Raw genomic sequence first — 22,879 nt, 5'->3', positions numbered from 1 at the left:
GCACGAGTCGGTGTTTTCCCTTGGAATTGCGCTCGCAACGGTTGCAATTTCGGCGCAAACCGGTGGCGGACAAGCCTGAGCAAGCAAGAGCGTTGAACTGACAGATCCCGAAGCCGAGCTTGATTGACATTGATATATCACATACCGTATGTGACAGGCTCAGGGCGATGTCGGAGGCAACCGGGACGCATCACGAAGCACGCGCGTCCATCGATAACCGTTGCACAACTGATCGACCAGCATCTCGACACAGGAGACGACCATGTCCGCAGTTGTTTCATCCCTGAGCCCAGCCACGGGCAGCACGACCGCCGACGACACGCTCAAGCAGAAGACCCGCGGCGCCGGCGTCGTGTCGGGCGGTCATCTGGTTGCGAAGGCGCTGAAAAACGAAGGGGTCGACACGATCTTCACGCTGTGCGGCGGCCACATCATCGATATTTACGACGGCTGTGTCGACGAAGGCATCCGCATCATCGACGTGCGCCATGAGCAGGTCGCCGCGCATGCGGCCGACGGCTATGCGCGCCAGACCGGCAAGCTCGGCTGTGTCGTGACGACCGCCGGTCCAGGCTGCACCAACGCGGTCACCGGCATCGCCACTGCATTTCGCTCGGAGAGTCCGATCCTGCATATCGGCGGGCAGGGCGCGCTGACGCAGCACAAGATGGGCTCGCTGCAGGACCTGCCGCACGTCGACATCATGGCGCCGATCACCAAGTTCGCCGCCAGCGTGTCGAGCACCGAGCGCGTCGCGGACATGATCTCGATGGCCGCGCGCGAGTGCTTCAACGGCGCGCCCGGTCCTTCCTACCTCGAAATTCCGCGCGACGTGCTCGACCGCGAAGTCGACCTGACGCGCGCGATCGTGCCGCAACCGGGCCGCTATCGCGCGTCGACGAAATCGATCGGCGATCCGCGCGACATCGAAAAACTCGCGGACATTCTGGTCAACGCCGAACGCCCGGCGATTCTGTACGGCCAGCAGGTGTGGACCGCGCGCGGCCATGAAGAAGCGATTGCGCTGCTGCGCGGCATCGAGATTCCCGGCTATTTCAACGGCGCGAGCCGCGGGCTATTGCCGCCGGGCGATCCGCATCACTTCGACCGCACGCGTTCGCAGGCCTTTGCGAATGCCGATGTGCTGATCGTTGTCGGCACACCGTTCGATTTCCGCATGGGCTACGGCAAACGCATCAGCAAGGAACTGACGCTGGTGCAGATCGACATGGACTACCGCACGGTGGGCAAGAATCGCGATATCGATCTGGGCCTCGTCGGCGATCCGGGCGCGATTCTCGCCGCGGTGCTGCAGGCCGCGAGCGGCCGGCTGAAGGACGACAAGCGCCAGGCACGCCGCAAATGGATGGCGCAGTTGCGCGACGCCGAAGCGACCGCGACCGAAAAGCTGATGCCGCTGCTTCGCTCCGATAGCACGCCGATTCATCCGTATCGCGTTGCCTACGAACTCAACGAATTTCTGTCCGACGACACCGTGTATATCGGCGACGGCGGCGACGTCGTGACGATTTCCGCGCAGGCAGTGCGCCCGCGCCGCCCCGGCCAATGGATGGACCCGGGCGCGCTCGGCTCGCTCGGCGTCGGCACCGGCTTCGCGCTCGCGGCAAAGCTCGCGCATCCGCACAAGGAAGTGCTCTGCTATTACGGCGACGGCTCGTTCGGCATGACCGCATTCGACATGGAAACCGCGAACCGCTTCGGCGCGCCGTATCTCGCGGTGATCGGCAATAACTCGGCGATGAACCAGATCCGCTACGGCCAGCTTGCCAAATACGGCGAAGAGCGCGGCAACGTCGGCAATCTGCTCAGCGACGTGCCATTCAGCAAATTCGCCGAGATGCTCGGCGGCCACGGCGAGGAAGTGCGCGACCCCGCGCAGATCGCCGGCGCGTTGCAGCGGGCGCGCGAAGCGATTCATCGCACCGGCCGCTCGGCGGTGGTCAATATCTGGGTCGACCCGCGCGAATACGCGCCGGGCACGAAGAACCAGACCATGTACAAGTAAACGCATCTTTCAGGAGAGACGACATGGCCAAGGCACTCGATGGTGTGCGCATCCTCGATTTCACACATGTGCAATCGGGTCCGACCTGCACGCAGTTGCTCGCGTGGTTCGGCGCGGACGTGATCAAGGTGGAGCGCGCGGGCGCGGGCGATATTACGCGGGAGCAACTGCGCGATATTCCCGACGTGGACAGCCTCTACTTCACGATGCTCAATCACAACAAGCGATCGGTGACGATCGATACGAAGAATCCCGAAGGCAAGCAGGTACTCGAAGCGCTGATTCGCAAATGCGACGTGCTGGTCGAGAACTTTGCACCGGGCGCGCTCGATCGGATGGGCTTTACGTGGGAGCGGATTCAGGAACTCAATCCGCGCATGATCGTGGCATCGGTCAAGGGCTTCGGGCCTGGACCGTACGAGGATTGCAAAGTCTATGAGAACGTCGCGCAATGCGCGGGCGGCGCGGCATCGACGACCGGTTTCGACGACGGCCCGCCGACGGTGACCGGCGCGCAGATCGGCGATAGCGGCACCGGCCTGCATCTCGCGCTCGGCATCGTCACCGCGCTGTATCAGCGCACGCATAGCGGACGCGGTCAGCGCGTGCTCGCCGCGATGCAGGACGGCGTGCTGAATCTGTGCCGCGTGAAGCTGCGCGATCAGCAGCGGCTCGATCGCACCGGCGTGATGAAGGAGTATCCGCAATATCCGAACGGCGAGTTCGGCGAAGCGGTGCCGCGCTCGGGCAATGCGTCGGGCGGCGGGCAGCCTGGCTGGATTCTGAAGTGCAAGGGCTGGGAGACCGACCCGAACGCGTATATCTACTTCATCACGCAGGCGCCGGTGTGGGCGAAGATCTGCAATGTGATCGGCAAGGAGGAGTGGGCGACGGACCCTGACTACGCGACCGCGCCCGCGCGTTTGCCGCGTCTGAAGGAGATCTTCGCCGAAATCGAACGCTGGACGATGACGAAGACCAAGTTCGAGGCGATGGAGATCCTCAACAAGCACGACATTCCGTGCGGCCCGATCCTGTCGATGAAGGAGATCGCCGCGGAGCCGTCGCTGCGCAAGACCGGCACGATCGTCGAAGTCGATCATCCGCAGCGCGGCAAGTATCTGACGGTCGGCAATCCGATCAAACTGTCCGACAGCCCGACCGACGTCCAGCGCTCGCCGTTGCTCGGCGAACATACGGATGAAGTGATGGCCGAACTCGGCTATTCGCCCGAGCAGATCAGCGCATTGCGCACGGCCGGCGCGATCTAACGGCGCGGCGCGCGAGGAGCGACGTATGGATACGTGGATGCGGTTTATGTCGAGCGACGGCGGTATCGTGTTTGGCCGCGTCGAAGGCGCTTATCTGCACGAGTACGAAAGTCTCGAGCAGCCGGTGCCGACCGGCGCGGTGCTGTCGATGCGTACGCTGACGCCGCTGGCGCCATGCGCGCCCGGCAAGATCGTCGCACTGTGGAACAACTATCACGCGCTGGCGGCGAAGCTCGAAAAGCCCGTGCCCACGCATCCGCTGTTTCTGCTGAAGCCGGCGGCCTCGGTGATCGGCGCGGGCGAGACGATCCGCAGGCCGCGTCATTACGCGGGCAAGATCGTCTACGAGGGCGAACTCGGTATCGTGATCGGCAAGCGTTGCCGCGACGTCGATATACGCGAGGCCGAGGCGGCGATTTTCGGCTATACGCTCGTCAACGACGTGACCGCCGCCGATCTGCTGAACGAGAATCCGCATTTTCCGCAGTGGTGCCGCGCCAAAGGATTCGATACGTTCTGCTGCATCGGGCCGGCCATCGTCTCCGGCTTCGCGTGGCAGCACGCGCATCTGGTGACGACGCTCGACGGCGTCGAGCGGCAGAACTATCCGCTCGCCGATATGGTTTTTTCGCCAGCCGAGCAGGTGAGTCTGATTTCGCAGGATCTGACGCTCGAGCCCGGTGATGTGATCGCGTGCGGAACGTCGCTCGGGGTCGGCTCGATCAAGGACGGCGCAACGGTGTCGGTCACGATCGACGGCATCGGCACGCTGACCAATAGCTTGAGCGCCGCCGCGCCGGGCGAAGCGTCGAAGGCGGCAGTGCAGTAACGGTTGGGCGATACCACGAACGCCGTCTGAGCGCGCGGCCAAACCGCGCAATCGGATCCGCGTCGTACCGATGCATCGCATCACGGAGGATCACGCATGCCGCAAGCCGGTGGAAGTGCCGTGTGGATGAGCGTGGGCGTGCCGCTCGCGGCGGCTATGGCCGCAGCGTCGGTCGCGGTGCTGACGGCGGCGTTGGCCGCGATCGGACAACGGCAGTTCAGCTGGCGCTCGATGCAGCGGCCCTACTGGTGCGCGGGTGTGTTGTCGTCGGTACTTGTCGCGATGCTCGCGGCGGGTCTGGGTGCCAGCCTCAATGTGATCGACGCGGCCGTGGCCGGCAGCGCGCTCGGCGCATGGCGCGCGCGCGGCTGCGATCTGACACGCCGGCCGGGACTCGTCGCGTTGCTCGGCAGCGGCATGGGTTTGGCGGTCGTGTCGGTGGGCGTGGCGCGTTATCTGTCGGTGGTGGCGCGCGCCAACACTGAGCGCATCGAGCTTTACGCAGCGGTGTTTATCGGCGCGCTGATTTTCGCGGCGTCCGCGATTGCGTTCTGCAAGCTGCGCGGTGCGCTGCAACTCGAAGCGGTTGCGCGTCCGGGTCATCATGTCGTCAATCTGTTCGCGGTGCTGTTATGCGGCTGGCTCGGCTACGGGTTCGTCACTGAGCAGGCCCAGCCTGTCGGACTCGCCGCGTTGCTCGCGATGAGCGCGCTGGCCGCCGCGATGGGGGTGCATCTGATGGTGAGCCGTGGGGGCGTGGGCGAAGCTGTGCACGCAACGGTTGGCGACGGCTGTACTTTGCATATCCATGCATTTGCCGCGCGCAGCGATGGCCTGAGCGCCGGCAAACTCGTCGGCGAGCGTGGTCTGCTATCGAACCTCGAATGGCATGGCGGAGAAGAACCGGCGTGGACGTTGCGCGATGCCGAATCTGGCATCGTGCGCACGAGTGCTTACCCGCATCGTCGCGGTCTCGGCCTCGGCGACGGCAGACGCGGCAATGGCCGTCAGCGCGAGTGCACGCGCAGACGGCCGGCTCATTTGACGACGCGTCGCTAACCATGAATGCACCACTCATTCACGGAAATAGCGCAGATGGCGGGACCAGAGTCCCGCCGCCCGAATCTTCGCCGATGCGTTCAAGCACCGGTGACTGCGAATTCGCTGTAGTACTGGTTCTTTCTTTGCAGGATCAATTGCGCGAGAAAGTTTGCATCGTATGCGCTATGCAAATGACGGTGATAGCGCTCGATATACGCGGTAATGCGCGCCAATTCGCCATTGAATTCGTTCAGCATATCGAGCGTCGCGCGGTCCCAGCGAAAACGCAGACCCAGATCGCTGAATGCCGCGTTATAGGCGCTCAGATGCGCGTCGTCGGGACGATCTTCGCGATCCGCGCTGGTGCGCGTATTGCGCGTGCCGGATTGGGATTGGACCTGAGCGTGGTTCATGATGGGCCTCCTGGGCTCGCAAGTGAGAGAACTCGCTTGCAGCATAGAAGCGCCGATCGATTTGCAATAGTTAAAGTTTTATTGGGTTTTTATAGCCTACGACTTATGCACGCTCAGTTCCTTCACGCGAGTGATCTTCTCGATCAGATTCGCGCCTTCCTCCATCAGGAAGCGTTTGAAGGCAACCGCGACCGGCGGCAGCCGTTTATTCTTGCGATGCACGACATACCAGTTCAGCATGACCGGAAAGCTCTCGACATCGAGTACAACCAGATGACCCAATTGCAATTCGAGGCTGATCGTATGCGCGGACAGGAATGCAATGCCCATTCCGGCAATCACTGCCTGCTTGATCGTCTCGGTACTTTTGATCTCCATGGCAATCTTCAGATTGGACAGTCGTCCGGCAAAGCCTTCTTCCATCGAATTCCACGTGTCCGAGCCGCGCTCGCGCACGATGAACGCTTCGTTCGCGAGCTGGCTGAACTTGATGTTGCGTTTGTGCGCAAGCGGATGCGTGGGCGCCGCGACGATCACGTACGGATGCGGCGCAAACGGTTCATTGGTCGCGTCGGTTTCGTGCGGCGGACGCACCATGACGGCAAGATCGGTCTGATTGGTCGCGAGTTGATGCAGCAGTTCTTCGCGATTGTGGACCGCGAGATTCAGATCGACACCCGAATAACGGCGCGTGAATTCGGCCAGCAGCCGCGGAAAGAAGTAGTCGCCCGCGCTGATTACCGCGACATTGAGCTTGCCGCCGGAGACGCCTTTCAACTGACTCATCGCTTCGTCGACTTCATGGAACTGCTGCATGATCGCGCGGCTGTAGTGCAGCATTTCGGTGCCGGCCGGCGTCAGATAGATCTTTTTGCCGAGCTGCTCGAAAAGCGGCAATCCGGCATGGTCTTCCAGTTGCCGGACCTGAGTCGAAACGGCCGGCTGCGTCAGATGCAATTCCTCGGCGGCGCGCGAAAAACTGAGGTGCCGCGCGACCGTTTCAAAGACCTTCAGTTGCCGCAGAGTCGCATTGCGCATCGTCATGGTCGATGTATAAGGAATTGTGAATCAACATAATAACAAACTTTAATTATGAGTAATTCAGCATTGACCCTAGCATGCATCTTATAGCTTGCGAAATTGCCGTCGTAGTACTCGATGAAGTATTCAGTGATATTTGCCTAATGCGGGCAAAGTACTCGGGTTAACGCAAAGATGTGCGGTACAGCGCACTAAATAGCGGGATATAGGCTGTAATGCTTACCGCCGGCGCGGGCGACTCTGATCGGAATAAAGAAAGAATTCGCTTTGAGAAATTCGAGTCGGACGCTTTGCGAAAGCGCACTACGCGGCACCAATTTTCAATCTTCCGGAACAGCGAAGTATTTTCGGACATAACAATAAGGTGGTACGCATCCAGCACGGCGCTTAGGCCGGCTGCACTAAATAAATAGTGGAGACAAGGCTCATGGACAATATCACCCAGCAAACAACCGGCGGCACGTTCTGGCGGAATCGGTGGTGGCAACTGGTCATCGGCATGGTGTGCATGGCGCTGGTGGCGAATCTGCAATATGCGTGGACGTTGTTCGTGGCGCCGATGCATGCGCGGCATAACTGGAGCGAGGCGTCGATCCAGCTCGCATTCTCGATCTTCATCCTGACCGAGACATGGCTGGTGCCGTTCGAAGGCTGGCTCGTCGATAAATTCGGCCCGCGTCCGGTGGTGGCGGGCGGCGCGATCTGCGCGGGCCTATCGTGGGTGCTCAATTCGCAGGCGACCACACTCGGCACGCTGTACGTTGCGGCGGTGATCGGCGGCATAGGCGCGGGCGGCGTGTACGGCACCTGCGTCGGCAATGCGCTGAAACTGTTCCCCGACCGGCGCGGTCTCGCCGCGGGTCTGACGGCCGCGGGTTTCGGCGCGGGCGCCGCGCTGACGGTAATTCCGATTGCGAACATGATCACGCGCCGCGGCTATGAGGACACGTTCTTTTTCTTCGGCCTCGTGCAGGGGATCAGCATTCTGCTGCTCGCGATGCTGTTGATTCGTCCGATGTTGCGGCAGCAGGCGGCGCGCAAAACGAAGTTCGTGGTGTCGAAGGTCGACTTCCCGGCGCGGCAGATGATCCGCACGCCGGTGTTCTGGGTGATGTATGCGTCGTTCGTCGCGGTCGCGGCGGGCGGTCTGATGGCCACCGCGCAGATCGGGCCGATCGCGAAAGACTGGGGCCTTGCCCGCATTCCGATGACGGTCTTCGGCGCGACGTTGCCGCTGCTGACGCTCACGTTGTCGATCGATAACATCTTCAACGGCCTGACGCGTCCGCTGTGCGGTTTCATTTCGGACAAGATCGGCCGTGAAAACACGATGTTCATGATCTTTATCGGCGAAGGTCTCGCGCTGCTCGGCATGATGCAATTCGGCAGCAATCCGTATGCGTTCATGGTGTTCGCCGCGTTGATCTTCCTGTTCTGGGGCGAGATCTTCTCGATCTTCCCGGCGACTTGCGCCGATACGTTCGGCAGCCGGTATGCGGCAGCCAATGCCGGTACGCTGTACACCGCGAAAGGCACGGCTTCGCTGGTGGTGCCGATCGCGTCGATACTGGCGGCGACGGGCGGCTGGAACCTGGTCTTCATCGTCTCCGCCGTGATCACGATCGTCGCGGGCATCTCGGCGAAATTCATCCTCGAGCCGATGCGCCGGCGCTTTATCGAATCGCACAATGAACCGCAGCAGCAGGGCGTGCTCGCGATGGCGGGAAGCGGCAACGGCAACGCGTCGCGGATGAGTCACTGGCCCGAGCAGACGGGCGAATAACGTGCGACGCGCGCGAGCCGAACCGACGCCATGAATGTTTCGCTGCAGCAACTCAAGGTGTTCGTTGCGGTCGCGCGTGAGCGAAGTTTTACGCGTGCCGCGCGCGACTTCGATCTGACGCAATCGGCGGTGAGCCGTTGCGTGCGCGAACTCGAAGAGGCGCTTGAACTGAAGCTGTTCGACCGCACCACGCGTCAGGTCGAACTGACGAAGGCGGGTGCGAGCCTTGAGCGAAGAATCGGCGGCCTGCTCGACGAAATCGAATTGACCTTGCTCGAAGAGCGCGCCGCGCACGATGGCCATACAGGCGTCGTGGTGTTGGCGAGCAATCCCGTGCTGTCGTCAGGCTGGGTGCCGCACGCGCTCGCACGCTGCGCGCGCGCGTTTCCCGAACTGATGGTGTCGGTTCGGGATCAGCCGCAAGGCGGTGCACTCGCGAGCGTCGAGCACGGCGAGGTGGACTTCGGCGTAGTGTCGATGACCGAGCCGTTCGATCGCCACCTGTTGCATGCGCAAGTTCTTTTCACCACCCCGTTTCATGCGGTGATGCCATCCACGCATCCGCTCGCGCGGCGCGATAGCGTCGCATGGCGCGAGTTGCGCGAATGGCCGCTGATTACGCTCAATGCCGACACGGGCGTGCGCGCGGCACTCGAACCGAGCCTCGTCGCGCATGAATTGAAACGCAGACCGATACAGGAACTCGGGCACGTCGCGGCGGTAACGCGAATGGTCGAACTGGGTCTGGGCATCGGCATCCTGCCGGTCGATGCCTACTGCCCGTTACCGAATGCTGCGCTGATCAGCCGTCCGCTGCTTCCCGAAGCGACGCTCACCACTGTGCTTGCGCATCGACGCAACCGTTCGCTGCGTCCGAATGCGGCGGCGGCCTGGGCGCAGTTCACGGCAGCCGTGCATGCGCCTGTACATAGCGGCGCGTGCGGCGATAACGCGAGCCCGCTTGCGCCAACCTTCGCCTGGCCGCCCGTAACGCAGGGCGGCAGTCTTTTGCATGAACCCTAGACCGGCTGCCGGTCGCAACGCAGCGAGTCAATAGCGGTCGTCGATCGATGCGCCGCCAGGCCACATAACGTCCTACTCAAGGAGCTTCATGATGGAAACTCAAACCGACCTCAGGCACCATGATCTGCTGATCGACGGTAAGCGCCTGCCGCCAGGCACCGGGGAATATTCCGTCGATATCAATCCGGCCACCGAAGAGCCGATCGCACGAGTGGCGCAAGGCAGCGCGGCCGATGTGGATACCGCGGTGCGCGCGGCGCGCAGCGCGCTGAAGGTGTGGAACTCGATCCGAGCCGCTGAACGTGGGCGCATTCTGCAGCGGCTCGCCGGTCTGATGCGCGCCAATCTCGAAGAACTCGCCGCGCTCGAAAGTCTCGACGGCGGCAAACCGATTTCCGCGGTGATGCGCCAGGACATTCCCGCCGCGATCGATACGGTCGAGTATTACGCGGGCTGGTGCGACAAGATCAACGGCCAGGTCGTGCCGACCCGTCCCGATGCGTTGACGTACACGTTGCGCGAGCCGGTTGGCGTGGTCGCCGCGATCGTGCCGTGGAATTTTCCGCTGATGATCGGCATGTGGAAGATCGCGCCGGCGCTCGCGTGCGGCTGCACGCTGATCGTCAAGCCCGCGGAGATCACGCCGCTCACCGCGTTGCGCATCGGCGAACTCGCGCTCGAAGCAGGCGTGCCGCCGGGCGTGCTGAATATCGTGACCGGCAAGGGCAGTGTGGTCGGCGATGCGCTGGTCTCGCATCCGGGCATCGATAAAGTAACGTTCACCGGTTCGCCTTCGGTCGGCCGAGGCATTCTGCAAGGCGCGGCGGGCAACTTCAAACGCGTGACGCTGGAGCTTGGCGGCAAGTCGGCGAACGTGATTTTCGCCGATGCGAATCTCGACAATGCGGTGCGCGCCGCCGCGTCCGGCGTGTTCTTCAATACGGGCCAGGTGTGCTCCGCGGGCTCGCGGATTCTTGCGCATCGCGACGTGTATGACGAAGTCGTCGAACGTCTGGCCGCGCGCGCGAAGTCGATCAAGGTCGGCGATCCGTCGGCGAAGGAAACCTCGATGGGGCCGCTGATTTCCGCCGCGCAGATGAAGACGGTGCTCGGCTATGTCGATACCGGGCGCTCGGAAGGCGCGTCACTTGTCACAGGCGGTGCGCGCGTCGGCGAGCGCGGCTTTTTCGTCGAGCCGACCGTGTTTGCCAATGTCGAGCACGAAATGCGTATTTCGCAGGAAGAGATCTTCGGGCCGGTGGCCAGCGTGATCCGTTTCAACGACGAAGCCGATGCGCTCAGAATCGCCAACGGCACCGCGTATAGTCTCGCGGCCGGCGTGTGGAGCGCGGATCTCGGCCGGGTGCATCGCGTTGCGCGCGATCTGAAGGCGGGCACCGTGTGGATCAATACCTATGGCTATACCGATGTGCGTCTGCCGTGGGGCGGCTCCGGAGATTCGGGTTTCGGCCGCGAGCACGGCGACGTGGCGATCGAGAACTTCACCGAGCCGAAAGCGGTGTGGCTCGCGATCGATCAATAACGGGCCAATAAAAAAAGATCGGACGCGTGATGGCGTCCGATCTTTTGGTTCTATCGCAAACTGTCGTGAAGCGCGATGGTTTCAAGCGCCCTGTAAGGCCATTTTCTCGCGCAGCTTGATCAGTGCGAGTACTACGTCGATCGTCGGCGTCGGTTCGGCAACCAGACGGCCCATTTCCTGCACGACTGTCAGCAACGGATCGATTTCCATCGGACGGCGATTCTCCAGGTCGACCAATGTCGATGTCTTATGCGCGCCAACCGCACCCGCTCCATTGATGCGCTTTTCCACGTCGACACGGAAATTCACACCGAACTGCTCGGCAATACGTTGTGCTTCGAGCATCATCGTGCGTGACACCGCGCGCGTGCCGGGATCGCTGGTCAGTACATCGAGCGTCGAGTGCGTCAGTGCGCTGATCGGGTTGAAGCACAGATTGCCCCACAGCTTGAGCCAGATTTCATCGCGAATGTTGTCGCGAATCGGTGCTTCGAAACCTGCCGCTTGCATGATCTCGTGAAATTGCTGAATGCGCGGTGTGCGCTCGCCGCTCGGTTCGCCGATCGGGAATTTCTTGCCATACACATGCTTGATTACGCCGGGCTCGACGATCTCTGCGGCCGGATACAGCACGCAGCCGATCGCGCGTTCAGGTCCGAGCTTGGTCCATTGGCTGCCGTCCGGATCGATGCTCGTGAGCCGCGTGCCGGCGAAGCGTCCGCCATGCTGATAGAAGTACCAGTACGGAATGCCGTTGACGCCGGTGACGATCGCCGTGTGCTTGCCGAGCAGCGGCTGCATCGCATCGACGACACCGGGCAGCGAATGCGCCTTTAGCGTGATGATCACCAGGTCCTGCACACCGAGCTCACGCGGATCGGACGTGCAGCGCACCGGTGCGCTGATCGTTTCGCCGTCCATGATCAGCCGCGCGCCATGCTCTTTCATCGCGGCCAGATGCGGGCCACGCGCGATAAAGCTCACATCCGCGCCGGCGCGCGCCAGTTGCACGCCCATCAAACCGCCAATCGCTCCCGCTCCGAAGACACAGATCTTCATGATGTCGCTCCCATGACGATGAAAAAAGCCGTTTGCGTGGCACCGCATTTTTCGAGCCGCGGCGACAGTTATTTCTGGAGGATAAGTTCGACAAACGAATACCGATAGTTAAAGTTTTTCCCTTCGTGTATTAGCTATCGTTTATGGAAGTGCGGGCGCGGATTCAATTCACAAAAGACCACAACGGACCACGACAGAAGCGCTAGTGCATTCTGCTGCTTCGATGCCGCTGCCGCCACGTACTTTCATCCGCGCCGAACCAGCAGAAAACTCACGCCGATCGCCGCCAGAAAACCGCCGCAGCAACGATTGAACCAGCGGCGGATCTTCGCGCGCACGAGCCATTTGCCGAGATACATGCCGGCCCATGAGTACAGTGCAATCGCGACCCATTCGAGTACCAGAAAGCTCGCACCGAGCGCGGCGAATTGCGGCAGGATCGGCTGCGTGACATCGACGAATTGCGGCAGGAATGCGGTGAAAACCAGAATCGCCTTCGGATTGCCGGCCGCCACGAAAAATTCCTGACGCGCAATCCGCGTGAGCGCGGCGTCTTGCGGTTGCGACGTATCGATGGCCGGCGCGTCGCTGCGCCACAACTGGATCGCAAGCCAGATCAGGTAGGCCGCGCCGGCCAGCTTGATCGCCAGAAAGATCCATTCCGACGCATGCAGGACGACGGCGAGACCGGTCGCGGCGAGCGCGAGCATCATCGCGAATGCAAGCAGCCGGCCGCTGCCGCCGATGAATGCTTTCGCGAAACCGTGACGCGCGGCCACGTTGATGGACAGCAGATTATTGGGCCCAGGGGCGAGATTGATCGCGAAGCAGGCGGGCAGGAAGAACAGCCAAGCGGTAATGGACATGACGGCTCGCACACTGAACGGATGATGACGATGCGTCGCGCGGTCTATCGCGCGCGATGCCTGTAGCCGGATTGTAGCGAAACAGCGCCGCGCTTTTAGCGGCCATGCGGGCAGATCAGTTGACTGCCTTGATGAAGCCGGGGTCGCCGATCAACGCGTCGACGCTCAGCTTGACCGTGTCTTCGATCGCAATCGTGTTGCTCGTGAATTTCGGTGACTTCTGCCTGACGGTGCGAGTCGTCGAAAACATCACTTTTTGCGTCGCGGCATCGATCACGACGTAGTGCATCTTCAGTGTCCAGAGCGCCGGCGAGCGGGTGTCGTCGACCGTAAACGTTTCAATGGAACCGCTCAGCACGCGACGGTTGTCGTCGATACGCAAACCGGCGATCCGCAGGCTGCTGACGACGCTGTTGCGCACGACCTGATTGATGTCTTCCTTGAGCACGAGCCCGGTCATCGCGGTGTTTTCGATGCGGTTCGGTGAAATATGGCCGTCACGCGCCGGCAGATACACGAATTCGTTTGCCGGGGCGACGCTGAGCGAGCCGCTTGCATGGGTCCTCGCGTGCTGCGCGCCGCTATTGAGGCCGAACCATGACCACGAGCAGGCGGAGAGCATCAGCGGCAGCAGCACGGTGCCGCACCCCTTGAGCGCGACGGATCTCAACGGCGAAGCTGGCGTGGCCATGCTGGAGAAAGCTGCGGTCGAAGTCAGAGGAGTTCGCCTTTCAAATGAAGTCGTCGCGGTCGGGAACTGCGTGGTAGCAGTGAGCCGGACCCGTTGACCTGCAAACCGGACCTTCTGGTCTGTTGATTCGCTGATCGGGCCGGCAGGTCCGGCCATCATACCGGGCTGCATTTATGGTGGATACCCGTGTGGTGCATGCCGGCACGACGGATACCGGCGCGAAGCGATCAGAAGAAACCGGCCTTTCCCTGCGTCATGTCGATGAGTGCCCGTTTTGCGTCGTCAACCGCATTGATGGGCACGCGCATCGTCATCTTCACCAGCATGCCGTACGCGCTGTCCACGAGTGCATAGGCTTCGGCATCCATCCATCTACGTACTTTGGCTTCGTCGGCATAGCTCACTTCGACGCCTAGCGAAACCTGGGCGATCCGCTCGACTCGCGGCGCGTCGAGCAGCGCTGATGCGATCGCGTCGGTGTACGCGCGCACGAGACCGCCCGCTCCGAGTTTCACGCCGCCGTAATAACGCACGACGGCGGCCAGTACGCCGTCCAGATCGTGATGCCGCAGCACTTCGAGAATCGGCCGGCCCGCGGTGCCGGAGGGCTCGCCGTCATCGGACATGCCGGACTGGCCGCCCGCGAGCAGCGCCCAGCACACATGCGTCGCGGACGGATGTTGTTCGCGCAGATGCTGCAATTCGGCCATCGCGGCGTCGCGATCGGCAACCGGTATCGCGTGCGCGATGAAGCGGCTCTTGCGAATCTCGAGTTCCGCGGTGAGCGGCGCGGGCAAGGTATAGGTGGGCAAAGGCGGAAACGTCAGTCGATAAAGGCGCGCAAATGGCGCCGTGCCCGCCATGGTAACGGATCGCCCCTGTGGCGGGCGCGCGGCGAACCTCCGGCGTTCGTCTACAATGGGCCGCTGAACGCGCGCCCATTGAACCGATCCAGCGCGTCCGCAAGGAGATGACATGCTTGACCTATCCACGTTGGGGACTTTCGTTGCCGTTGTGCTCGGCCTGTTTCTGATTCCGGGACCGGCCGTGCTGCTGGTGCTGACGCGTACCATGCACGGCGGCCGCAAGGTCGGCATTCTGACCGGCCTCGGTATCGCGACGGGCGATTTCGTGCACACACTGGGCGCCGCGGTCGGGCTTTCCGCGTTGTTGATGACTTCCGCGCTGGCCTTTAATGCGGTGAAATTCGTCGGCGCCGCCTATCTCGTCTATCTGGGCATTCGCGCGTTGCGCGAGAAGCAGGCGAGCGCGCATTTGCCGGCGGTCGCGCCGGTGTCGGGTTCGAAGGCGTTTTTTCAGGCGATTCCCGCTGAAGTACTGAATCCGAAGACCGCGCTGTTTTTCCTCGCGTTTCTGCCGCAATTCGTGCGTCCCGAGCATGGCTCGACGTTTCTGCAATTCGTGACGCTGGGGCTGATTTTCGTCGGCATGAGCGCGCTCTATACGACGCTGATCGTGCTGACCATGCGTCCGTTGGGCAGACTCGTAAAGCGCTTGACGTGGCTGACTCGCTGGCAGAACAAGATAATCGGCGTGCTGTTCATTTCGCTCGGCTTGCGCGTGGCGGTGCAAACGCGCTGAGTTGCTGGCAATAGCGCTCGTGGCTGGCAAGCTGACCGAAGCCGCCGAGTTGAGCTTGTGATGCGTTTTCGTGACGCGTTACAGGCGCGTTTATGCCACATGCGGCGCTAGATATTACGGCGCTGTCTGCGCAGACGGCCTTCGCTTGCATGATCCATCTGGCTCTGCGCGCGCACGGCAAGCCTTTCCTGTTCGGCGCGGCTCTTATGCTGCGTATCGTCGATATCGCCGACGCGCAGTACTTCCTGCGCGATCCGGATGCGCAGCGTCATCAGCGGTTCGCCGCGTTCGACGAGCGAGCGGTCGGCGGTGCGCGCCTGCTGCACACCGTTGTCGATCAGAGTGCGCAGTTCCAGCAACGTCAGACGTTGCCGCTGAATCTCGAGGATGAGCCGCTGAACGGCATGCTCGTCGCGCGTGCGCCACCAGATGCGCAGCTCGGCGAGCGTAGGGGGCTCGAAGGTGGGAAGACGCATTTGTTCAGACGAAAAACACTGTATATACGTACAGTATAGCTCGACTTTTTCGACGGAAATGCGTGCGATGGCAAAGGGCTCGAGAATCCCCTGGAAGCTGCCCGCGGTGTACTCAGGCCAACGCGAGCAGAATCACAGACGAAAGAACCATGATCAGCAGAAAGGTCGCGGTGAGCAGGTCATACGGATAATTCATGATGTAGTTAAGGCGTATGAAGCGGAGAACCCATCATAAGCAGAAGCGCTTCATATGACTGTTAAGGTTTGCAAGGTGCGCCGCGGTAACACTCGTGAAATCGCATCGCCGGCCATTCGGGAGACAGCAGTGAATGACGCTACAACTTCTTCGGTTTCTTCCGCTGCGCCGTCCATGAATAGCGCTACGCGCGCGATCGAGTTCTGGTTCGACTTCGGCAGCAACTACAGCTATCTGAGCATGATGCGTATCGAGGCGCTGGCGGCGGCGCGGCACGTGCAGGTTCTGTGGCGTCCTTTTCTGCTTGGCCCGGTGTTTCGTCAGATGGGTTTCGAGAACTCGCCGTTCGTATTGCAGAAAGAGAAGGGTGCGTATGTATGGAAGGATATGGAGCGGCAATGCCGCAAATACGGTCTTGCACTGACGCGTCCCAGCGTATTTCCGCGCGCGGCGCTTCTCGCGATGCGCGTCGCGGTGCTCGGTGCGAACGAGCAATGGATGGCTGCTTATTGCCGCAAGATCATGCAACTGAATTTTGTCGATGACCGCGACATCGGCTCAATCGATGTCGTGAGTGAAGCGCTCGATGCTCTCGGTTTGCCCGCACAACGTCTGATTGCCGAAGCGCAAAGCGACGCCAATAAGCTGCGCCTGCGCGAGCAGACCGAATCGGCCATAAATAAAGGCATATTCGGAGCGCCGACATTTTTTGTCGGCGACGAAATGTTCTGGGGGAATGACAGACTGGAAGATGCGCTTGACTACTGCGATTCGATGACGCCGCGTGGCTAGTCCGGCGATGGCGCGGCGGTGCGCCATAAAAATGCCCGAATCAGTCGCCCGGCTGGCAGAAGCGTCGACCTGGCACGTGGGACACCACGGCTTGAGCAATTTCGAGGGGAGTACTTTCGGCGGGAACGACGCGGCGGCTCGATTCGGGTGCGTGTTTCATCGTCCATTCGACGAGCCGGTAAGAGCGGCCCCAGGGCGGTTGCAACGGATCGGAAACCTTGCAGGAGTGAATCTGGCGAGTCCATTCATGGCCGGGCATCGCACGCAGGTGTTCGACTACCTTCTGTTCAACCATGACTTGCGTCCTTTTCTTCTCGGGCAGTGGCCGGTTTCTGGCGCGTCCTTGACATCCCCACAAGAAAAAGTGCCGCCGATGTTCTGGCGGCTCAACAGGGGATGAGCGTCATAGTTGCAGGGAACAATTAAGCCAGACTTAAGAAGCGCGACGATTGCGCAAACGAATGTCAACGCGTGTAACCGAGTGGAAGTGAATGCAAGCGCGTGGGGAAAAATGCGGGCGCACACCGGCGAAGCCGGGAGAATGCAAACGTTAAGCGTACGCGCTGATTGTCGCGCCGCGTTGCCGCCCTCAAGACCTTCGCGCATTGGCCGTTATCAGTAAGGTTGGGGCGTCGCCCCGCTTCGCCTTCGGGCTCGCCGGCTGATAACGTGACGAATCTCGCCCAAACGCCGCTTTCCGAGCGCCTTCGTTCGCTCGTCGATACCGTGCAGCACAACGAGCGCACGCTGCGCCGCTTCCAGGACGTCGAGTTGCGCTTGATCGGCGCGCAGGATTTCGCATCGTTTCTCGACACGCTGTTTCGCCATCTGCCGCAGGAGTTTTCTCTCGCGAGCGTGACGCTGTGGCTCGACGACCGCGCGCCGATGCTGCTGGAGCTGCTCGAGCCGAATGCGCTGGACGCGCTCGATCTGCCGAATCTGAAGACGTCGCGCGAGGCGGGTTTCGCCGCGCAGGCGTTGTGCGGTGACGGCCGCCCTTGGCTTGGCAGACCTCACGAGGTCGCTGACGACGCGCTTCGTGTGTTGTTCGGCGATGCGCCGGCTCAGGGGCCGCTTCGGGGGCCGGCGACGGAGCCGGCGAGCGCGATCCTGTTGCCGCTTGCCGCGGGCACCAGCGTCAGCGGTTATCTGTGCCTGGGCAGCGATGATCCCGCGCGTTTCGGCGCGGGCATGGCCACCGATATTCTGGAGCGCTTCGCGAGCATCGTGACGGCGAGTCTCGACAACGTCGCGCATCGCGAGCGGCTCAAGCAGCTCGGCATGACCGATTCGCTGACCGGCCTCGCCAATCGCCGCTACTTCGATGAACGGCTGCGCGAAGAGGTGATGCGCGCGGTGCGTTATCGCGTGCCGGTTGCGTGTCTTTTTATCGATATCGACGGTTTCAAGCGCATCAACGATACCTACGGTCATCCGACCGGAGACCGCGTGCTCGCCGCGGTGGCGGCCTGCGTGCGGCAGCAGGTGCGGCTCGGCGATACGGTCGCGCGTTACGGCGGCGAGGAGTTCGCCGCGCTGCTGCAAGGCGATCGCGCGGACGCGCTGACCGTGGCGGAGCGGGTGCGGCTCGCGGTCGAGCGACTCGATGTAACGGACGATCACGGCACGCACATTGCGCTGAGCGTGTCGATTGGGGTGGCGGCGCGGGTGGTCAACTGCGCGCCGGCCGAGGCGATGTCGCTTGGGCAGACGATGATGCAGGAGGCCGATCGCGCGATGTATCAGGCCAAGCGCAACGGACGCAATCGTATCGAGACCATCGTGGAGGCGGGTGGGGAGCCGGCGGTGCGCTAAACGAAGCCTCAGCGAGCCCCGACGGCAACGCTAAGGGCAACCCGAACCGGCACTGGAACAGCCACGCCAACCACGCCAACCGCGTGCCCCGCTGCTTAGGCCTCAAACCCCCGCCGCATCCGGCGGCACGCCAAGCAGTTGCAGCGAGCCCCCCATCACGCCGCTGAACACCGGCCCCGCCACCGTGCCGCCATAGAACGCCTTGCCGGCCGGATCGTCGATCATCACGGCGACGATCAGGCGCGGGTCGCTCATCGGCGCCATGCCGACGAAAAGCGCGCGATAGCGGTTCTTCGCATAGGTTGCGCCGATCTGCTTGCGCGCGGTGCCGGTCTTGCCGCCGACGCGATAGCCTTGCACCGCCGCCGCCCGCCCGGTGCCGCCCACGCCGATGGCCATTTCCAGCATGTTGCGGATCGCGCGCGCGGTCGCGGGCGTCGTGACCTGCCGGCTGCGATCCGCGGAGGTCGCGCCGACGGGCGCATCGAGAGAATCGTGCGGATCGCGCAACAGGCTCACGCGCTGCATCGCGCCGTCGCCCGCATACGCGGTGTAGACCTGCGCGATCTGCAGCAGCGACACCGACAAGCCGTAGCCATATGCCATCGTTGCCTGTTCGATCGGACGCCAGCGTTGATACGGCCGCACCTTGCCCGCGGCCACGCCCGGAAACGTCAGCTCGGGCTTCGTGCCCAGCCCGTACTGCTGATACTTGGTCCAGATCGTCTCGGCCGGCAGGTTCAGCGCGAGCTTCGCGAGCGCGATATTGCTCGACTTCTGCACCGCCTCGGCGACGCTCATCGCGCCGTGATTCGACGTGTCGTGAATCACGGCCGGGCCGATCCGGTACCAGCCCGGCGCGGTATCGATGATGGTCTGCGGCCGCACCTTGCCTTCATCGAGCGACAGCGCGACGACGAGCGGCTTGATCGTCGAACCCGGTTCGAACGTATCGATCACCGCGCGGTTGCGCAATTGCCGGCCGCTGAGCCGCGCGCGGTCGTTCGGATCGAAGCTCGGATAGTTGGCGAGCGCGAGAATCTCGCCGTTGCGCGCATCGAGCACGACCACGCTGCCCGCTTCGGCGCGATGCTGCGCGACGGCGGCCTTCAGTTGCGCGTACGCGAGCTGCTGGATGCGCCGGTCGATCGTCAGGTGAATCGTGTCGCCGTTGCGCGCGGGTACGAGCGGCCGCGTCTCCGAGACGACGCGGCCGAGCCGGTCGCGAATCACTTCACGTTGGCCGGGCACGCCTTGCAGGCGCTCGTTGGCCGCGAGTTCGACGCCTTCCTGGCCGTTGTCCTCGATATCGGTGAAGCCGACCACGTGCGCGGCCGATTCGCCCTCCGGATAAAAGCGTTTGGAATCGGCGATCTGCGTGATGCCGGCGAGGCCGAGGCGCGCCAGATGCGCGGCGGTCCCGGCATCGACCTGACGCTTGAGCAGCACGAAGCTGCGCTCGCCGTTCAAGCGTCTGCGCAGTTCTGCGAGCGGCAGATCGAGCAGCTTTGCGAGCGGTGTGAATGCGGCTTCGTCGATCAGCTTCGGCGTCGCCCAGATCTCGTAAGTCGCGAGGCTGACCGCGAGCATCGAACCATGACGATCGACGATGCGGCCACGCATCGCATCCAGTTCGAGTGTGCGCTGATAGCGCTTCTGCCCCTGGTCGACGTAGAAATCCTGGTTCACGACCTGCACCCAGAACGCGCGGGCCGCGAGCGCGCCGAACGCACCGAACATCAGCAACACGACGAACTTCGAGCGCCACGCGGGCAGGCGCGCGACGAGCAGCGGGTTCTTTGCGGCGGGAGCGTAGGGATCGTGCGACTGCGGTTTCTTCTGGCGGATCATGGGCGCGGATAACGGACGTCTCGATGGAGCGAGGCCGCCGGGATGATGGGAGGCGGGGGAGTGACGGTCGTTGCGGGCAGCGCATGTGCCTGGTGTTCGATGCTATCGGGTGGCTGCGAGCAAGGACCGTCGTCGGTCGATTGTAAATAAAACGTAATTTAATCGCGAGCGTTATGAAAGGCGTTGAATTTGAATCGAGGCAACGGCGGAACGCGTGGAAGAAAGAACGCCGACGCGAATGCCATGCCCGCGCCGAAAACAAAAAGCCGCACGGACTTGAAAAATCCGCGCGGCTGACTCGTTCGATTGATGCGTCGACAACGACGCGGCGTGTTAAAGAGGCGCTTCCCGGCCTGTGGAGCGCCTTCTTTTTTGTGGGCCGGTGGACGGGATGCGCTAGCGCTCGTGGCGCCGCTAGCCGCTAGACGTTTGGCGCTGACTGTCAGCCGGCAACAGGCGGCCGCTGGCCGTTAGACGGCAGCCGCTAGCCAGCAACCGTAACCACCGGTCGGCAGTCCCTCACCAGTAGTTAGCCCCAACCGGCACCCGAGCTAGCGTGCATCCGCGGCTCAATCCAGCCTCAAGCCGGCAACGCAAAACTCCCAATCGCCTCACGCAGCACACCAACCTGATCCTTCAGCGAATGCGCGGCCGCCGCGGCCTCTTCGACGAGCGCCGCATTCTGCTGCGTCACCTGATCCATTTCGCCGACCGCGCGATTGACCTGCTCGATGCCCGCGCTCTGTTCGCGCGACGCGTGGCTGATCTCCTCGAGGATTTCGTTGACGCGCCGCACCGACTGCACGATCTCGCCCATCGTCGCGCCCGCGTTCGCGACCTGCGATGCGCCGGTTTCGACGGTGTGGGTCGAGGTTTCGATCAGCGCCTTGATTTCCTTCGCGGCCGTCGCCGAGCGCTGCGCGAGGCTGCGCACTTCGGAGGCGACCACCGCGAAGCCGCGTCCCTGTTCGCCCGCGCGGGCCGCTTCGACGGCCGCGTTGAGCGCGAGGATATTGGTCTGGAACGCGATGCCGTCGATCACGCCGATGATGTCGCCGATCTGCCGCGAGCTCGCGGTGATCTCGCCCATCGTGCGCACCACGTCCTCGACGACGAGGCTGCCGCGCGTGGCGACACCGGCAGCTTCGCTTGCGAGGCTCGCGGCCTGCGCGGCGCTGTCCGCGTTCTGCTTCACGTTGACCGTCATCTGGTCCATGCTCGACGCCGTTTCGACCAGCGCGGCCGCCTGCTCCTCGGTGCGCTGCGACAGATCCGTGTTGCCGGCGGCGATTTCGTTCGCGCCGACGTTGATGTTCTCGGTGCCCTGACGCACGCGCGACACCGTATCGACGAGGCCCGCCTGCATCGTGTGCAGCGCATGCAGCAGGCTACCGGTGTCGTGCGGCGCGACCGGCACGCGCGCCGCCAGATTGCCTTGCGCCATCAGTTGCGCGTGTTCGACGGCGACTTCGAGTTCGCCGCCGAGCGAGCGGCGGATGCTGCGCAGCACCAGCAGCATCACGACCGTCGCGAGCGCGCCGAGCGTCACGGTGATGGCGAGCCAGCTCAGCAGGTTGCGATAGAACGCGCTTTGCACGTCGTCCATATACACACCGGTCACCAGATACCAGTCCCATGGCGTGAAGTGCGCCGCGTAGCTGGTCTTCGCGACAGGCTTCTCGCTGCCCGGCTTGGCCCACAGATAATCGACGAAGCCGCCGCCTTCGTGATTGCCCGCGTTGACGATATCGACGAACAGATGGTTGCCCGCCGGATCGGTGAACTGCGCGAGATTCTTGCCGAGCAGACTCTGGTTGATCGGATGCATCACCATGGCCGGCTGCGAATCGTTGACGGAGATATAGCCGTCGGTGCCGTAGCGCATCGCCGCAATGTCCGCGAGCGCCTGCTTTTTGGCTTCGTCCTCGGACAGCGTGTGCTGCTGCGCGAGCTGGTAATAACGGGCAACGACATGATTAGCCTGATCGATCAGCGAGCGTAGCTGGTCGCGCCGGTCGGCGATCATCGACGCGCGGTTCTGCCACGCGCCAAAGCTGCCGATCAGGATCAGGCCGACCCACAGGATGGCAATCATCGAAGCCAGTTTTCGGTTCAGAGTCATAGCAGGAAATTGGGCTTTCGCCTCTCGGGTCGATTAAATGCGGTCTATTTACCGCTTTCCCTGTTTACGGCATCGCGCGGTATTAATTCAGGGCAGGGGATACCCGTTTTTTTGGAGTTTATTCGTCTGATTATTAGACAGTTATTTGTCTGTTCATTCGCATGATTCGAAAGGGAAATTGCGCCGCTTGCAATCACGCGAAGTCGCCTGGTGAAAATCCGTTCCGGCGGCTCGATTTTGCCGGCGTTAGTAATTAATTGTCCTTGATTGGAAAAGACTTTTATCAATCATGCAATGACCGGATTGAATCCGCTATTTTCGGATAATGGTTAATTTAAAGATCGCGGAGGACTGGCATTGAAGACAAAAAACAATCTGGCCGCCCGGATCGTTGTCAGGCCGTCAGTGGCCGAGTCAAGATTCCACAAAACGCCAAACA

Annotated in this window: 20 protein-coding genes; 10 read left to right on the top strand and 10 right to left on the bottom strand. The window is 62.3% G+C overall.

From position 1 onward, the window contains the following. The first annotated feature begins 262 nt into the window (after positions 1-262). From L0U82_RS27795 to L0U82_RS27780, 4 genes are all read left to right on the top strand, one after another. Positions 263-2,026: a thiamine pyrophosphate-binding protein gene (locus L0U82_RS27795; protein ID WP_233836164.1), complete on the top strand. Its 1,764-nt coding sequence runs from the start codon at positions 263-265 to the stop codon at positions 2,024-2,026. Between the two features lie 23 nt (positions 2,027-2,049). Continuing rightward, positions 2,050-3,297: a formyl-CoA transferase gene (frc, locus tag L0U82_RS27790; RefSeq protein ID WP_233836163.1), complete on the top strand. Its 1,248-nt coding sequence runs from the start codon at positions 2,050-2,052 to the stop codon at positions 3,295-3,297. A gap of 25 nt (positions 3,298-3,322) precedes the next feature. Continuing rightward, positions 3,323-4,126, top strand: coding sequence for a fumarylacetoacetate hydrolase family protein (locus tag L0U82_RS27785; protein ID WP_233836161.1), 804 nt, complete (start codon positions 3,323-3,325; stop codon positions 4,124-4,126). Between the two features lie 96 nt (positions 4,127-4,222). Next, entirely contained in the window at positions 4,223-5,185 is a 963-nt protein-coding gene (locus tag L0U82_RS27780) for an NAD(P)(+) transhydrogenase (Re/Si-specific) subunit beta (protein WP_233836160.1), read from the top strand. Positions 5,186-5,265: 80 nt separating this feature from the next. On the opposite strand, the gene L0U82_RS27775 is transcribed toward L0U82_RS27780, so the two are convergent. Both L0U82_RS27775 and L0U82_RS27770 read right to left on the bottom strand, forming a co-directional pair. Continuing rightward, positions 5,266-5,580, bottom strand: coding sequence for a hypothetical protein (locus L0U82_RS27775; protein WP_233836159.1), 315 nt, complete (start codon positions 5,578-5,580; stop codon positions 5,266-5,268). 96 nt (positions 5,581-5,676) lie between these two features. Beyond that, a complete protein-coding gene (locus L0U82_RS27770; RefSeq protein ID WP_233836158.1) occupies positions 5,677-6,624 on the bottom strand; it encodes a LysR family transcriptional regulator in 948 nt (315 codons plus the stop codon). Positions 6,625-7,048: 424 nt separating this feature from the next. Here L0U82_RS27770 and oxlT point away from each other — a divergent pair, with 424 nt between their 5' ends. The 3 genes from oxlT (at position 7,049) to L0U82_RS27755 (ending at position 10,970) form a co-directional block, all read left to right on the top strand. Further along, positions 7,049-8,404, top strand: coding sequence for an oxalate/formate MFS antiporter (oxlT, locus tag L0U82_RS27765; RefSeq protein ID WP_233836157.1), 1,356 nt, complete (start codon positions 7,049-7,051; stop codon positions 8,402-8,404). Positions 8,405-8,434: 30 nt separating this feature from the next. Continuing rightward, positions 8,435-9,427 carry a LysR family transcriptional regulator gene (locus L0U82_RS27760; RefSeq protein ID WP_233836156.1) on the top strand — a complete coding sequence of 331 codons (993 nt, stop codon included), beginning with the start codon at positions 8,435-8,437 and terminating at the stop codon, positions 9,425-9,427. A 91-nt stretch (positions 9,428-9,518) separates the two neighbouring features. Next, on the top strand, positions 9,519-10,970 hold the full coding sequence (locus L0U82_RS27755; RefSeq protein WP_233837526.1) for an aldehyde dehydrogenase family protein: 1,452 nt from the start codon (positions 9,519-9,521) through the stop codon (positions 10,968-10,970). 81 nt (positions 10,971-11,051) lie between these two features. Here the strand turns inward: L0U82_RS27755 and L0U82_RS27750 are convergent, their stop codons facing one another. The 4 genes from L0U82_RS27750 to L0U82_RS27735 form a co-directional block, all read right to left on the bottom strand. After that, entirely contained in the window at positions 11,052-12,029 is a 978-nt protein-coding gene (locus tag L0U82_RS27750) for a 2-dehydropantoate 2-reductase (protein ID WP_233836155.1), read from the bottom strand. A 245-nt stretch (positions 12,030-12,274) separates the two neighbouring features. After that, positions 12,275-12,895, bottom strand: coding sequence for a LysE family translocator (locus tag L0U82_RS27745; protein ID WP_233836154.1), 621 nt, complete (start codon positions 12,893-12,895; stop codon positions 12,275-12,277). A 115-nt stretch (positions 12,896-13,010) separates the two neighbouring features. Continuing rightward, positions 13,011-13,586, bottom strand: coding sequence for a hypothetical protein (locus L0U82_RS27740; protein ID WP_233836153.1), 576 nt, complete (start codon positions 13,584-13,586; stop codon positions 13,011-13,013). A gap of 227 nt (positions 13,587-13,813) precedes the next feature. After that, on the bottom strand, positions 13,814-14,449 hold the full coding sequence (locus L0U82_RS27735) for an IMPACT family protein (RefSeq protein WP_442793671.1): 636 nt from the start codon (positions 14,447-14,449) through the stop codon (positions 13,814-13,816). 112 nt (positions 14,450-14,561) lie between these two features. Between L0U82_RS27735 and L0U82_RS27730 the strand changes: the two genes are divergently transcribed. Continuing rightward, on the top strand, positions 14,562-15,188 hold the full coding sequence (locus tag L0U82_RS27730; protein WP_233836151.1) for a LysE family translocator: 627 nt from the start codon (positions 14,562-14,564) through the stop codon (positions 15,186-15,188). A 107-nt stretch (positions 15,189-15,295) separates the two neighbouring features. Here the strand turns inward: L0U82_RS27730 and L0U82_RS27725 are convergent, their stop codons facing one another. After that, on the bottom strand, positions 15,296-15,664 hold the full coding sequence (locus L0U82_RS27725; protein ID WP_233836150.1) for a hypothetical protein: 369 nt from the start codon (positions 15,662-15,664) through the stop codon (positions 15,296-15,298). A 370-nt stretch (positions 15,665-16,034) separates the two neighbouring features. Here L0U82_RS27725 and L0U82_RS27720 point away from each other — a divergent pair, with 370 nt between their 5' ends. After that, positions 16,035-16,652, top strand: a complete 618-nt coding sequence (locus tag L0U82_RS27720) for a 2-hydroxychromene-2-carboxylate isomerase (protein WP_233836149.1) — start codon at positions 16,035-16,037, stop codon at positions 16,650-16,652. Positions 16,653-16,692: 40 nt separating this feature from the next. Here the strand turns inward: L0U82_RS27720 and L0U82_RS27715 are convergent, their stop codons facing one another. Then, on the bottom strand, positions 16,693-16,947 hold the full coding sequence (locus tag L0U82_RS27715) for a DUF2866 domain-containing protein (protein WP_233836146.1): 255 nt from the start codon (positions 16,945-16,947) through the stop codon (positions 16,693-16,695). A gap of 374 nt (positions 16,948-17,321) precedes the next feature. Between L0U82_RS27715 and L0U82_RS27710 the strand changes: the two genes are divergently transcribed. After that, positions 17,322-18,467, top strand: a complete 1,146-nt coding sequence (locus tag L0U82_RS27710) for a GGDEF domain-containing protein (RefSeq protein ID WP_233836144.1) — start codon at positions 17,322-17,324, stop codon at positions 18,465-18,467. 102 nt (positions 18,468-18,569) lie between these two features. Here L0U82_RS27710 and L0U82_RS27705 read toward each other — a convergent pair whose 3' ends face one another. Together L0U82_RS27705 and L0U82_RS27700 are read right to left on the bottom strand one after the other, a co-directional pair. Next, a complete protein-coding gene (locus L0U82_RS27705) occupies positions 18,570-20,318 on the bottom strand; it encodes a peptidoglycan D,D-transpeptidase FtsI family protein (RefSeq protein WP_233836142.1) in 1,749 nt (582 codons plus the stop codon). A gap of 580 nt (positions 20,319-20,898) precedes the next feature. Then, a complete protein-coding gene (locus L0U82_RS27700) occupies positions 20,899-22,440 on the bottom strand; it encodes a methyl-accepting chemotaxis protein (RefSeq protein ID WP_233836140.1) in 1,542 nt (513 codons plus the stop codon). Positions 22,441-22,879 lie beyond the last annotated feature (439 nt).

The organism is Paraburkholderia sp. ZP32-5, assembly GCF_021390495.1.
Taxonomy (GTDB): Bacteria; Pseudomonadota; Gammaproteobacteria; order Burkholderiales; family Burkholderiaceae; genus Paraburkholderia.
This window is presented reverse-complemented; position numbering and strand designations above follow the sequence as displayed.

What these genes read in the sequence shown, in the direction of transcription:
- L0U82_RS27795 (WP_233836164.1), top strand. Translation starts at nt 263, where the DNA reads ATGTCCGCAGTTGTTTCATCCCTGAGCCCAGCCACGGGCAGCACGACC.
- frc (WP_233836163.1), top strand. Translation starts at nt 2,050, where the DNA reads ATGGCCAAGGCACTCGATGGTGTGCGCATCCTCGATTTCACACATGTG.
- L0U82_RS27785 (WP_233836161.1), top strand. Translation starts at nt 3,323, where the DNA reads ATGGATACGTGGATGCGGTTTATGTCGAGCGACGGCGGTATCGTGTTT.
- L0U82_RS27780 (WP_233836160.1), top strand. Translation starts at nt 4,223, where the DNA reads ATGCCGCAAGCCGGTGGAAGTGCCGTGTGGATGAGCGTGGGCGTGCCG.
- L0U82_RS27775 (WP_233836159.1), bottom strand. Translation starts at nt 5,580, where the DNA reads ATGAACCACGCTCAGGTCCAATCCCAATCCGGCACGCGCAATACGCGC.
- L0U82_RS27770 (WP_233836158.1), bottom strand. Translation starts at nt 6,624, where the DNA reads ATGACGATGCGCAATGCGACTCTGCGGCAACTGAAGGTCTTTGAAACG.
- oxlT (WP_233836157.1), top strand. Translation starts at nt 7,049, where the DNA reads ATGGACAATATCACCCAGCAAACAACCGGCGGCACGTTCTGGCGGAAT.
- L0U82_RS27760 (WP_233836156.1), top strand. Translation starts at nt 8,435, where the DNA reads ATGAATGTTTCGCTGCAGCAACTCAAGGTGTTCGTTGCGGTCGCGCGT.
- L0U82_RS27755 (WP_233837526.1), top strand. Translation starts at nt 9,519, where the DNA reads ATGGAAACTCAAACCGACCTCAGGCACCATGATCTGCTGATCGACGGT.
- L0U82_RS27750 (WP_233836155.1), bottom strand. Translation starts at nt 12,029, where the DNA reads ATGAAGATCTGTGTCTTCGGAGCGGGAGCGATTGGCGGTTTGATGGGC.
- L0U82_RS27745 (WP_233836154.1), bottom strand. Translation starts at nt 12,895, where the DNA reads ATGTCCATTACCGCTTGGCTGTTCTTCCTGCCCGCCTGCTTCGCGATC.
- L0U82_RS27740 (WP_233836153.1), bottom strand. Translation starts at nt 13,586, where the DNA reads ATGGCCACGCCAGCTTCGCCGTTGAGATCCGTCGCGCTCAAGGGGTGC.
- L0U82_RS27735 (WP_442793671.1), bottom strand. Translation starts at nt 14,449, where the DNA reads ATGGCGGGCACGGCGCCATTTGCGCGCCTTTATCGACTGACGTTTCCG.
- L0U82_RS27730 (WP_233836151.1), top strand. Translation starts at nt 14,562, where the DNA reads ATGCTTGACCTATCCACGTTGGGGACTTTCGTTGCCGTTGTGCTCGGC.
- L0U82_RS27725 (WP_233836150.1), bottom strand. Translation starts at nt 15,664, where the DNA reads ATGCGTCTTCCCACCTTCGAGCCCCCTACGCTCGCCGAGCTGCGCATC.
- L0U82_RS27720 (WP_233836149.1), top strand. Translation starts at nt 16,035, where the DNA reads ATGAATAGCGCTACGCGCGCGATCGAGTTCTGGTTCGACTTCGGCAGC.
- L0U82_RS27715 (WP_233836146.1), bottom strand. Translation starts at nt 16,947, where the DNA reads ATGGTTGAACAGAAGGTAGTCGAACACCTGCGTGCGATGCCCGGCCAT.
- L0U82_RS27705 (WP_233836142.1), bottom strand. Translation starts at nt 20,318, where the DNA reads ATGATCCGCCAGAAGAAACCGCAGTCGCACGATCCCTACGCTCCCGCC.
- L0U82_RS27700 (WP_233836140.1), bottom strand. Translation starts at nt 22,440, where the DNA reads ATGACTCTGAACCGAAAACTGGCTTCGATGATTGCCATCCTGTGGGTC.